Origin of the sequence: Pseudomonas sp. Leaf129, from assembly GCF_001423465.1 — a bacterium.
Classification (GTDB): Bacteria; Pseudomonadota; Gammaproteobacteria; order Pseudomonadales; family Pseudomonadaceae; genus Aquipseudomonas; species Aquipseudomonas coleopterorum.
On sequence record NZ_LMOC01000008.1, the window covers coordinates 394,842 to 407,055 of the forward strand.

Below are 12,214 nucleotides of genomic sequence, written 5' to 3' on the forward strand. Positions count from 1 at the left end.
ACGCACGACAAAAGGTCCCCCCCAACTCTAGAGCGTTGTGGACGTATTCGGATATCGCGTGGCGCGTTGGCTAATCGTGCCGGGAAAAATAAGGTGCGGCACAGCCTGGCTGCTGAATAGGTCAGGGGGCAGTCGTAGTCAAACAGGACAAGCAAATGAGCAAAGCAGGTATTCAGTCCAATCGAGGCGATGGTTACCAAACGCTGGTTGCCTTTGACTGGGCTTTGAGCATTCTTTCGCAGCCTGGTTACCAGTGGCTTGAAGTAGACTCAGTAAGCGGGTCAGTGGACGATGTGGTGATCGGCAAAGTAGATGGCACCAAAATTTACTGCCAATGCAAAAAAAACCAGACGCTGCATAAGGCCTGGTCTATTGCCGACCTCGCCGACGAATTGCGCAAGGCAATCAGCTTGTTGACCAGCGATCCGACAGCGGAAATTCGCTTCTATTCGCGCAGCGCGTTTGGTGATCTCTCAAGACTGCGGGAATACAGCACCAACTATGCCGATGAAGCAACCTACCAAACCAATCTGGGCAAGGCGCTCCAAGAGTCAGATACCGAACTAGGAAGTCTGCTTGTCGAACAGGCGTCAAATCTTTCAACCTACCAGTTCCTACAACGCACGACGTTTGAAATCAGTCCAGAACTGGATCGCATGGAGGCATTTCTGCGCGAGCGTTTGTGGCGGTTGGTAAGCAACGGTTCAGCGGCTTACAACACCCTATGGACACGCCTTGATTACCTCGGAATGCGCGTTAGCGGCCACGGCGAAAGTAGTGCTACGCAACATCGACTGACAAAGGACAACCTGAAAGTCTTGCTGGACAACGCAGGCTCGCTGCTGACCCCTCCCATGGACATGGTAAAGGTTCGTACTTCATTCAAAAGCACTTCTGCCATTGGCCGGTCATGGCGCAGAGATATTGGCAGTGAAAGCGTTTCGAATCCGTCCGTCAACGAACTCATCAAAGCCATTGAAGCCAAACATGGCTCTATCTTGCTCACCGGTTTGCCGGGATCTGGCAAGACTTGCGTAATGCTGGCAGTGCAAGAAGCACTGGAACAACTCGCCCAAACCCGCACTGACCTACTGCCGCTGTTCATTCAATCGCGCGAGTTCGCCGACATCGTCACTGCGCAAGACCGTCAAGCCCTAGGCCTGCCTGAACATTGGGTAGAAGGAGCGGCACGCATGGCGGAGGATGCGCACGTAGTCGTAATGATCGACTCGTTAGATGTACTTTCCATTGCCCGTGAACACAGCGTACTTACGTACTTCCTTGCCCAAATTGATCGTCTGCTGCTGGTTCCCAACATTACCGTTGTCACTGCCTGTCGCGACTTTGACTGTCATTACGATCGGCGTATTGCCCAGCGCAGTTGGGGTAAAAAAATCACCTGCCAGCCATTGGAATGGGATACCGAGATAGCGCCGCTGCTCGTAAAACTCAGCATTGACGCATCGGCCACCGATACGACCACGCGCGAATTGATTTGTAATCCACGTGAATTGGCCTTGTTTGTTGAATTAGCGCAGCAAGGAGGTAGCTTCAATGTAGTGACCAGCCAAGCGCTGGCACAGCGCTACCTTGCCACGATCGTGCAGGCCAATAGCGCACTGGGCGATGCCGCCATGCAAGCCATTGAAGCCATCGCGGCTGAAATGCTAAAGTTGCGCAGCCTTGCGGTGCCACGTCAGCGATTCACCGCCTCACAAGATATTCAACGTGCACTTCTCAGTAATAAGGTGCTGCATGAGACGCAGGATGGGCAACTGACATTCGGGCACCAGACGCTGCTCGACGTATTGGTGATCAGCGGCGCGGTACGCCAAGCTGTTACTTTGAACGCATTCATACAACGTTTACCGCCCGTGCCTTTTGTGCGCCCCAGCATTCGCAGCTTTGTCACGCAGCTGACAACCGGAGATCGACGCGAATTCCGAAAACAGCTGCGTACTGTTTTGACAGGCAACAATGCCTTCCATATTCGCCGTCTTGTGGCGGAAACCTTTACAGAACAACCCCCACACGATGACGACTGGCTTCTAATACGCGACCTGCGCAACCAGCATCGTGATGTCTTTCAGGTGATCTATACCCAGGCGGCTCGGGTGGAATGGCATCACTTCTGGATGAAGCATCTAGTCCCGTTTTTGAAAGATACCCGCGATGTTGACGGGTTAACGATGCATGTGCACCGAGTATCTCAATGGAAAAATGACGATGCCGTAGGGGTGTTCGCATTTTGGACCGAGGTACTGGCACTGGATGGGGTGGATAATACCCAGCTGACAAATTCTATTGCACATGCGATCACGCAAGTCCATGCAGACCATTCGGCGATGCTTGTGCCTTTGCTTGTCGAATTGCTTAAGTTACCGAGGCAAGAACACAGCTTTCTCGGGCATGCACTCGCGCGCTGCGTAAAAGATGGCGGTATGGATGATACGGTTCTGTGGCGTTATGTCGCTGGCGAAGTCACCGACGAAGATGTGCTTGCCTATAGCTTTGACAAAAAGCTGCACTGTCAACCGCATGAGTTTGGGACAAGCAATAAAACTTTTCTCGCAGATCGAATGCGAAAGTCCACGGCATTGCTTGACCTGGCTATAGCATCGATTGAGCGATGGAGCCAAATCAAGAACTCACGCTATGGCGAGGCTCCGAAAAATTTTGGGAGCGGCTTCCTACACCAAACGTCATACAACGACGCACACACCCAGACCGACCACCGGCACCTTGATAGTGAACGCATACTGCTGGATGCCGTTGAAACCGCCATCGTGCATCACGCAAACACGCAATCGAATTGGTGGAAAAGCAACAGCGAACGTCTGTGCTTCAGCACAGAAGGCGCATTGCGCTATTTCGCCATCCTCGCGTGCATGGCAGCACCAACCGCTAACCTGGATGTGATTGGCCGCATGCTTTGCAACAAAAAACTGCTCGAATCCGCTTTGTCGTATGAACTCGGCACGCTTATACAGACCACTTTTCTGCACCTTGATGCGGCTACGCAAGACGCAATACATTCGACTGTTTTAACCCTTCGCCTGGAAACTACAACTGACCCGAAGCACCATGCATGGGCGCTACGAGATCAAGCGAAACTAATTCTTACCATCCCCTGCCATCTGCGTTCAGCCGACGCACAGGCTGTATTGGATGAGTGCGAAAAAGAAATATGGCCTCTGATTCGCCAGCCGGACATTCACATAGGTGGAGGAATGGTTAGCGCACCGTTTTCTTTCGAGGTGTTTCTTGATGCAAGCGATGACTCTGTGCTGGGCCTGCTGAATCACTACAAAGCGCATGCCAGTAGCCCTTTTGATGACTTTCTGATGGGGGGGGGGAGAGAGGTTGGCTCACAATTACGTGAGGCGGCTTCGCGCCACCCCACCCGCTTTATGAGTCTTTTATCAGCCAACTGGGAGCGGATCTCGGACCGCTTTCGAGACGACCTCATGGAGGGCATTGCGACCTACCTAGCTCACCGCTACGGCAACTTGCAGGTAAATGGCACTTGGTCACCCAAAGATGAGCCCAATGCGGCAGCGTTGGTGCAGCAAATCCTAAATGAGCTGGAAGCGCATCCGAGTCATTGGTACCACAACCGCGTCGCATCTAAAGCAATAGAGAGCTGTGCGCACGTAGTTGAACTGTCACAGGACGCTACGCGGCTAGTGTCTTTGGCTGCGGATTTTTCGACACTACAGGAGGAGAGCTCCATCTCAGGGGATTCCGTTGATTTGGTCACAGCTGGCATCAATATGGCCAAAGGGAACGCAGCGGAAGCCTTGATGATCGTGGCCAATCAACTTGAAAAGAACGGCGTACCGTGGCCCCAATTGCTACCGAATGCGCTACGCCTATTTGCCGCAGACCCGCACCCCGCTATTCGCGCCCTATTGCTGCGGCGTATGCCCTATTTACAAAGCCGTCACCCTGAACTTGGCTGGGAGCTGTTTGGCCTTACCATGCAGGAGAAATCCCCCGGACTTTGGCCAATAGCCGAATCTAGCCTGTATTACGCTTACTACCAAAAATTCGAAATTGTCGCTTTGTGGCTAGCACGTCTTTATCGCGAAGGCAGCAACAAGGATTTTGAGACTTGGGGGCGTATATCCGCACTGGCAGCTCTTTCGAAACGATTGGAGTTTTCTTCCCTTCTCGTAGAAATCAACGCAGGGGAAACCGTCGAAGCGTGGTGTGGTGCGGCGAGCGTTTGGACTCACAGCGACAACATTCAGCAGCACCGGGAACAGTGTCTTGCCGGTCTTGAGGCCGGCTTGGATGCCGAGAATCATTATGCTCTTGCCGTTGCCCGCAAATTCCGCAACCTCTTCCAGGAGACAACGCCGCTGGTTGCTGTACCCATTGAGCTAATTCGGCGCTGCTTGTTCTTGCTAGGAACAGAAGCTGATTCTGCACGAAACGACATCTATGGCTTCGACGCATGGCTGAACGCTATATCACTTCGCGATCCAATGTATGCATTAGAAGCGACCGAGATTTACCTTGATTTTGTTCGACAGACAAAACCCTATCTATACGACCATGAGAACAACCTCACACAACTGCTAACCCGCCTTTTCGCGCAGGCTGAAGAACAGGAGGAGTCAGACGGTGGTGCCATGCTGCAGCGAGTGGTAGCGACGCAGGATTCGCTGCTGACTCTGGGTGTCGACGGCATGAATGACTGGCTTAAAGCCGCGGAGCGTCCATGACCATAAATAGCGAAACAGGTGCTTTACGAAGGCATCGCCATAAAACTTATGGGATTCATGCGCAGCACTAACCACAGCAATTCAACGACTCCAAAGGGTGATAAAAGCAGCGATCACAGAGATACGGCTGTAACCCTCCGGAGAACGGCCTGCGGCACGCCAACGATTTGGGTGCCAAGTAGCCATCTGCATCCTGATATGCCTATTTTTATAGCTATCAACAAGCGAGCGCACGTCTTGAGGTAGTCTTAGAGGTAGAAAAACGCAGTCTTGAAGATAATAATGACCCTCACCAATAAGTTATTGATTGGTTCGACTCCTGGTGCCGCACTATCGTTCGACGAGAAAGGCTCACGGAAAGGTGGGCCTTTTTTGTTTGTGTTTTTTGTGAAAATGCATTTCCACGTGATTCACCTGCAATCTTTGTGGGAGCGACCCGTGGCCGCCAAACCGTCGGCCCTCTCACCACCGCCCTAAGCCCTTCCCCAACATCTCACCAACCCCGGCACGCGAATACCGCACACTTACAACTGCGACTACAGTTCCATGAAATCAAGGAGGCCAAACCCACCATGGACACCTCCCTTTTTCAAACCATCAAACTGATCATCGTCTCGGCGACCGGCCTGTCCAAGGACGCCCTCCACATCTATGTCGGCATGGCGATCTATCTAGGCTTGGTCGTTTTCATACGCCGCTACCCGTTCTACATCGGCTGGGCGGTTGTATTGGGGCTGGCTTGCGCTGGAGAGTGGCTCGATGCAGGGGATGACATCGCGACATTCGGATACTGGCGATGGGAGGCCAGCGTGCACGACGTTTCGAACACATTGTTTTGGCCAACGGTGTTGACGCTGGGTTGGATGGTGAAAGCACGGTACACGAATGGCCAAAAGTGAATATCGTTAGGTGTAGATCATGTTCGGGTGTCGTCTATACTCAGGCTTGGGGGCAATCTGTTTGCTTGGTCAACGCTCTGCTACGCTTTTTGCCTAGCAAAAGAATTGCTTTGACCACCGCCTTAGTTAGCTCCCTGTAAAAAGTGCCTCTGCAGCGATTCTCCTCGCGAGAGCCAGCCTGACAAACACCCAAATCACCGTAACAAGCGCCACTCACCCCAAAGCGAAAACAATCACTCCGCCGGCTGCATACCAAACCCAACGCCAAAACGATTCCAAGCATTGATAGTGGCAATGGCAAAGGTGAGATCGGTTAACTCACGATCGTCGAACTGCTCGGCCACCACCGTGTAGATTGTTTCCGGGGCGCCCTTGTCAGCCAGCAGGGTCAGGGTCTCGGTCCACAGCAAAGCAGCGCGTTCACGGTCTGTGAAAAATGGAGTTTCATGCCAGGCCGAAAGGGCAAAGATACGCCGTGGGGTTTCTCCAAGCGCGATGGCATCGCTGGTGTGCTTATCGATGCAGTAGGCGCATGCGTTGAGTTGGGAAGCGCGTATCTTGATCAACTCGTGCAGCGACTTTTCCAGCGACGATTCGCCCATCGCTTTTTCCAAACCCAGCAGGGCTTTGTAAGTGTGTGGGGCAACATGTGCATAATTCACGCGTGGAGCGGTCATGGTGATGTCCTTTAAAGTGGCCCGGTGGATGACCGGGAGCACGCTCACTTTATTGGTCAGGATATAATCCATAAATCGGCTAAAATCGTAAGCATTAGACGACTATCCGGACAATCATGGCCTTTGACCGACTGGAGGCGATGCGTGCGTTTTGCCGCATTGTTGAATTGGGCAGCTTTACCCGCGCCGCAGAGGCGCTCCCCATAGCAAAGACTACGCTGTCGGGCCAGATTCGGGCTTTGGAGGATCAGCTGGGCCTAAAGCTGCTGCACCGCACTACTCGTCGTGTGACTGCCACCACGGACGGCGCTGCCTATTACGAACGGGCACGCAGGGTGCTGGAAGACATCGACGAGTTGGAAGCCAGCGTCTTGCAAACGCGCTTCGTCGCGCGCGGCAAGGTCAAGGTCGATATGCCTTCGCCCGTAGGCCGTTTCTTATTGATCCCCGCGCTGCCGAGCTTTGTGAGCGACTACCCTGATATCCAATTGGATCTGGGCTGCAGCGAGCGGGTGGCTGATTTAGTTCAGGAAGGCATCGACTGCGCTATCCGCGGCGGCCTGGTGACGGATCCGGACCTGGTGTGCCGACCTATCGGGCAGATGCGGTTTGTGCTGTGCGCATCGCCTGGCTATTTGAATGAACATCCGCCGGTAAACAGTCCGCAAGACCTCACGCAGTTGCGCTATCTGGCTTTTGTGTTTCCCGCCAGCGGCAGGCAAAACCTGGTGCGTCTGGAATGTAGTGGTCAAAGCGTGCTGATCGAGCAGACTCCAGCTATGCGATTCAACAGCGGTGGTGCCTACGTGGCGGCGGCGCAAGCAGGATTGGGCTTTGTGGCCTTGCCGCTGTGCGAGGCACAGGCGTTGTTGGCAGATGGCAAGCTGGTGCAGCTACTGCCGGAGTGGCACTTGCCAAGCATGCCAATGAGTTTGGTATATCCCTATTCAAGGCGCCTGTCCGCCCGGGTGCGTGCGTTTGTAGAATGGGCAACGGCAACGATGGGGCAGGATCCGCTCTGGCGTTTGTAGGGCTTGAGCCCGGCAGGAACCGCGGGTGGCCACAAGCTTAGTTACAGCCACATCCTGATCACCGTAGGTCAACCCGTTCCCAACCTCCCCAACCACTCTTCATACCGCCCCGGCCACTCTCCAGTCGCCGTCCCCCTCCTCCCCAACCCAAATCCATGCCCCCCTGTCGCATACCGATGCATCTCCACAGCCACCCCACGCTGCTCACACGCCGCAGCCATGATCAGCGTATTGTGCGGATCCACAACCGAGTCATCCTCCGCCTGTACCAAGAACTCAGGCGGTGTAGTTCCAGTCACCCGATTCTGCACAGACCACTCAGCCTCCTCTTGCATCGACGCGTCTGGCCCCACCAGCACCTTGTGAGTCGAGGTATGTGTATAAGGCCGTTCCAACGTGATAGGTGGATAGATCAACGCCGCTCCTTCAACCACGGCGGCTATCGAATCGATGCTGTCCTGCGCTGCATAGGTCTGAGAATCGCCCAGCGTTGCGGTCATGCCCATCAGATGTCCACCGGCTGAAAAGCCCAGTAGCGAGACGTGGCTTTCCCGGCTGCGGACTATGCGTAGCGCGCGCTGCGCATCTTGCAGTGCGACGATGTTGCCGGCGTTCCAGCCTTCACTCGGCAAGCGGTACGCCAGCACATACGCGGTGTACCCGCGCTCCGTGAGCCAATCCGCCAAGGGCCATCCCTCGATCCCCAGTTCGATTCGTTTGTACCCGCCACCGGCAGCGACAATCACCGCTTTTCCGTTGGGTTTGACGGGTCTGAAGATCTGTAGGTATGGACGGGTGACGTTGCTTAGCGAGCCATGGGATGTGAGCAGGTGGTTGCCCGAGGGTCCGCCGCCCCCTGGCGGGACGTCGCTCCACAGCTGGACTGTTTCACTGTTGGCCGTTGGATCTTTGGCCTGAATGGCCGCTACTTTCAACATCAACACTGCCGTGCCGGCGCCTAGAATGAAATTGCGGCGATTCATGAAAGCTCACTCGGTCTATGAACAAGGGTTTTGCTTTTCCAGCCTGGGGGCTTGTCTGGTGCGTTAGAAACACTACCTCAAATTTGACCAACCTACCTGCTCCGGAAAGTTATTCCTGCTGTGATGTGTCGGCGCTCGGTCCCTGACCCGCACCGTAGGCGATGAACCCAATGTTCAGTTGATCATCAAACTCAAGCCAGATGCGGCTGAAAAGCGCACCAACGGCAGCTGTGCCTACTGATTTCCAACGGACCTGAACACATGAATCCAACCTTTAAAAAACTGTTCCTGAGCCCTTCGTCCTGGTTGTTAGGCAGCGCGATTCTGGTCGCAGGTTCTGCCAGCGCAGCCACTGCAGCGGCGCCTGTCCGGCAAGTGGTCACGGATCCGGCGTTCAGCCAGTTGGTCGACGCCAAGGCCCGGGTCGAGCTGCTCACCGATCAGGCGAAGTGGGCCGAGGGGCCGCTGTGTCTGCAGGATGGTCGTTTGATATGGAGCGATATCAAGGCGAACAAGGTCAGCGGTTGGCAAGCGAAGGATGGCGTATCGACCTGGCTGGAACCGGCCGACTTCCAGAACGGGCATACGCTGGATGCGCAGGGCCGTGTGGTCGCGGCGTCTCACGGCAAGCGCGGTATCGTGCGGCAGGAGGCCAACGGTGAGTGGCGGACCTTGGTCGACACGTACCAGGGCAAGCGGTTGAACAGCCCGAACGATGTGGTGGCCGATAACAGCGGCACTCTCTGGTTTACCGACCCCACCTTCGGGGTGCTGAGCAAAAGCGAAGGCTATGGCGGCACACCCGAGCAGGGTGGGGAGTTCGTCTATCGCTATGTGCCCGATACCGGTGAGATCACCCGTCTCGAGACGCCAGAAGTGCACTCACCCAACGGGCTGGCCTTCTCGCCGGATCAACAGCTGTTGTATGTGGCCGACTCGCAAATGGCCCATGACTTCAGCAACAAGACGTTGGCCCACCGCATCATGGTCTATCAGGTCCGCGACGGTCGTTTGAGCAACGGCAAGGTCTTTGCCGAGATCGAATCCGGCATTCCCGACGGTATCAAGGTGGATGCCCTTGGCAACGTCTGGAGCAGCAGCAAGGAAGGCATCCAGGTCTTTTCCGCAGCCGGCAAGTCGCTGGGCAAACTTTTGGTAAGCGCGAGCGATACCAGCAACTTGACGTTCTGCTCGGATGAACAAGGCAGTTGGGCCTATATCACCGCTGCCAACAAGGTGCTTCGCGTGCAAGTGGCGAAGGGTGTTATCGGGCGCTAGGCCAATGGCGAGGAGCGGGTGGTGACCGTCCTGTTGCAGACGCTCACCACATCCCTCGAAGAAGTCCGTTTAGCCCACCGATAGCGTCGACGGGTTAGCTTGCCGGGTGATGACCAAGCGGTCCCCCGCAGCTCAATACTTCCACGTCACCGACGCCGTCAAATTGCGCGGCGCCCCGTAGTTGGTGGAACCGGACGATTGATACAGCGACAGCAAGTACTTGCGATCGGTGACGTTGTTCAGGTTCAGCGACGTGCTCCAGTTGTCGTCGATGTCGTAACTGGCCATCAGGTCCATCAGCGCATAGGCGTCTTGTCGCACATTGCGGTTGGTGTCCACTTCGGTTGCGCTTTGCCATTGAAAACGGGTGCCCACTCTGACACTGGGCATCTCGGGCAGGCGGTAGGTCAGGCTGCCGCGCAGGCTATGGGTGGGGATGTACTTGCGGGTTTCATCGCCATTGGCGTCTTCGATCTGCACGAAGGTATAGCCACCTGCTATGTCCAGGCCTGGTAACGCTTCTCCCGATGCACCCAGCTCGAAGCCACGGCTTTTGAGGTTCGTGCCGCGATACAGGTACTGACCGCCGACGATTTCTCCAGTGAGTTCGGCAACGTTCTGCTGATCGGTTTTGAACGCCGCGGCGGTCAGGGTGAGTCGCTCGTCGAGCACGAGTCCCTTGATACCGACTTCCAGGCTCTTGCCTTCAAGTGGAAGGAGCAAGCCACCGCCGGTACTGCGCAGGTATTGCGGTTTGAAGATTTTCGTCCAGCTGGTGTAAAGGCTCCACTGTGGGGTGAGGTCGTAGACTAGGCCGGTGTAGGGGGTGACTTTGCCGTGCACTCGCGTATCGTGGGGCGATCCATACCCGGCGCCATCGCCGTCGGCGCTGAGCATGCGCGCGCCGGCAATCCAGTGCAGGTCATCGACAACGCTGAAGCGGGCGCCGGCGAACAGGCTTTTTTGGCGGTCGGTGAACAGCTGGGTATTGCGGTCGTCGGTGTAGTTGAGCGGCGGTTGCACGACATTGCCGGACAGCGCGTCGGCCAGGCTCACCATCTGGTAGCCGGATGAGTCCCTGTAATGGCCGACCTCGTCGTGGTGGGTTCGCCCGTAGTTGGCACCCAGAGTCAACTCATGTTGCCTGCCGAACAGCGCGAAGGGGCCGGACAGTTTCGCTTCAGCCGTGACCTGCTCTTCCTTGCTGGTGGTGCGGTTGATATAGGCGTAGGCCTCGTCGGCGGTGGCGGGGATGGCGTAGAGCATCTTGGTGTCGGAATCTTGCTTCATCCCAGCCACGGTAAGGGTGCTGTTCCAGCCGTTGTCGAAAGCATGGGTCAGCTCGGCGAATGCACGCTGAGTCTTCACGTCCCAGGAGGTCCAGGGCTGGCCGACACTTGAACTGCGGCTGCTGTAGTGAATGCGGTTACCTTGGTAATCGGCGATGGGCAAGGCGCCCCAGGTGCTGCCGTTGGAGTAGCTGTTCTGCTGGGTGAAGCCTACGGTGAGGGTGTCGGCCTCGGACAGGTCGAAGGTCAACAGGCCCGCCGCCACGTTGACCTCATGGCCGTACTGGTCGAGGTAGGAATTGCCTTTGTCATGGGAGGTGATGAAGCGTCCGCGAACATTGCCGCTTTGACTGAGTGGACCGGACACATCAAAGCCCAAGCGGCGGTTGTCCCATGAACCCACGCTGCTATCGACCCGCGCCTGGAACGTATCCGTAGGGCGCTTGCGCACCAGGTTGACTGTGGCGGACGGATCGCCGGTGCCGCTCATCAGCCCGTTGGCGCCATGCAGCACGTCGACCTGCTCGAACTCGGTCATGTCCTGATCGCCGACCAGCACACCGCCGGAGAACGGCAGGCTCATGCCGTCGAACTCGAAGTTTTCGATCTTGAAGCCGCGCGAAGTAAAGGCGGTGCGATCGGTTTCGAACTGTTCGACGGTCACCGACGGCGCGTTGCGTAGCGCATCCTTCACGCTATTGAGCTGGAAATCGTCCATCTGCTGGCGGGTCACCACGGTGATCGCCTGCGGCGTTTCCTTGTCGCTCAGGCCTAGGCGAGTGGTGCTGGATACAGGGTTTGCCCGGTAGCTCTGGCTTGGGCTGACGCCTGCGTTGTCTTGATACTGGATCTGCGTGGGCGCCAGCAGGATTTCGCTGTTGGCCTGCCCGGCTTGAACCGGGACCAGGTAAACGGTCGTGGCATCGGTTCGGGCGAAGGTGTAGCCACTGCCCTGCAACAACCTGGCGAGGGCCTCTTCCGTGGAGTAGCGACCTTCCACTGCGGTGCTGCGCAGGGCACTGTCCAGGTTGCCGTCGAGCAACACGTTCTGGCCCGACTGCTGACTGAACAGTAGCAAGGCCTGACGCAGAGGTTGGGCAGCGATATTGAGGGGTAGACGCTCTACGGACGCCGTCGCCGGATGGACCTGTGCCCCATGAGCCTGAAGCGCGCCGACGAACAGCGTGCACGCCAATGCGGTGCCCAGTGCGTGACGCTGCCAGCGGCTGTCGATTCTGGATTCATGGTTGAGTTGCGTTGCCATTGCGGTCGTTCCCCAGGAAGTGCTTCGAAGATGCGAATACCAATCAGTCAGGCTAAGACGCAT

At 56.2% G+C, this 12,214-nt stretch carries 7 protein-coding genes; 4 read left to right on the forward strand and 3 right to left on the reverse strand.

Features of this window, described 5'->3' with window-relative positions; genetic code table 11:
• Window positions 1-155: 155 nt before the first annotated feature.
• Together ASF66_RS15845 and ASF66_RS15850 are read left to right on the forward strand one after the other, a co-directional pair.
• Window positions 156-4,730, forward strand: coding sequence for an ATP-binding protein (locus ASF66_RS15845; RefSeq protein WP_056844506.1), 4,575 nt, complete (start codon window positions 156-158; stop codon window positions 4,728-4,730).
• Between the two features lie 572 nt (window positions 4,731-5,302).
• Window positions 5,303-5,629: a hypothetical protein gene (locus tag ASF66_RS15850; protein ID WP_056844507.1), complete on the forward strand. Its 327-nt coding sequence runs from the start codon at window positions 5,303-5,305 to the stop codon at window positions 5,627-5,629.
• A 233-nt stretch (window positions 5,630-5,862) separates the two neighbouring features.
• On the opposite strand, the gene ASF66_RS15855 is transcribed toward ASF66_RS15850, so the two are convergent.
• Entirely contained in the window at window positions 5,863-6,306 is a 444-nt protein-coding gene (locus ASF66_RS15855) for a carboxymuconolactone decarboxylase family protein (RefSeq protein WP_056844508.1), read from the reverse strand.
• Window positions 6,307-6,422: 116 nt separating this feature from the next.
• Here ASF66_RS15855 and ASF66_RS15860 point away from each other — a divergent pair, with 116 nt between their 5' ends.
• Window positions 6,423-7,337 (forward strand): LysR family transcriptional regulator, encoded by a 915-nt coding sequence (locus ASF66_RS15860; RefSeq protein WP_056844509.1) that lies wholly within the window; start codon window positions 6,423-6,425, stop codon window positions 7,335-7,337.
• A 68-nt stretch (window positions 7,338-7,405) separates the two neighbouring features.
• Here ASF66_RS15860 and ASF66_RS15865 read toward each other — a convergent pair whose 3' ends face one another.
• Window positions 7,406-8,320 (reverse strand): alpha/beta hydrolase, encoded by a 915-nt coding sequence (locus tag ASF66_RS15865; RefSeq protein ID WP_056844510.1) that lies wholly within the window; start codon window positions 8,318-8,320, stop codon window positions 7,406-7,408.
• A 261-nt stretch (window positions 8,321-8,581) separates the two neighbouring features.
• Here ASF66_RS15865 and ASF66_RS15870 point away from each other — a divergent pair, with 261 nt between their 5' ends.
• Entirely contained in the window at window positions 8,582-9,598 is a 1,017-nt protein-coding gene (locus tag ASF66_RS15870) for an SMP-30/gluconolactonase/LRE family protein (RefSeq protein ID WP_056844511.1), read from the forward strand.
• Between the two features lie 132 nt (window positions 9,599-9,730).
• Here the strand turns inward: ASF66_RS15870 and ASF66_RS15875 are convergent, their stop codons facing one another.
• Window positions 9,731-12,151 carry a TonB-dependent siderophore receptor gene (locus tag ASF66_RS15875; RefSeq protein WP_056844512.1) on the reverse strand — a complete coding sequence of 807 codons (2,421 nt, stop codon included), beginning with the start codon at window positions 12,149-12,151 and terminating at the stop codon, window positions 9,731-9,733.
• Between the last annotated feature and the right edge of the window lie 63 nt (window positions 12,152-12,214).

Bases quoted from the DNA above. Each gene is read 5' to 3' on its own strand.
- ASF66_RS15845 (WP_056844506.1), top strand. From the start codon at position 156: ATGAGCAAAGCAGGTATTCAGTCCAATCGAGGCGATGGTTACCAAACG.
- ASF66_RS15850 (WP_056844507.1), top strand. From the start codon at position 5,303: ATGGACACCTCCCTTTTTCAAACCATCAAACTGATCATCGTCTCGGCG.
- ASF66_RS15855 (WP_056844508.1), bottom strand. From the start codon at position 6,306: ATGACCGCTCCACGCGTGAATTATGCACATGTTGCCCCACACACTTAC.
- ASF66_RS15860 (WP_056844509.1), top strand. From the start codon at position 6,423: ATGGCCTTTGACCGACTGGAGGCGATGCGTGCGTTTTGCCGCATTGTT.
- ASF66_RS15865 (WP_056844510.1), bottom strand. From the start codon at position 8,320: ATGAATCGCCGCAATTTCATTCTAGGCGCCGGCACGGCAGTGTTGATG.
- ASF66_RS15870 (WP_056844511.1), top strand. From the start codon at position 8,582: ATGAATCCAACCTTTAAAAAACTGTTCCTGAGCCCTTCGTCCTGGTTG.
- ASF66_RS15875 (WP_056844512.1), bottom strand. From the start codon at position 12,151: ATGGCAACGCAACTCAACCATGAATCCAGAATCGACAGCCGCTGGCAG.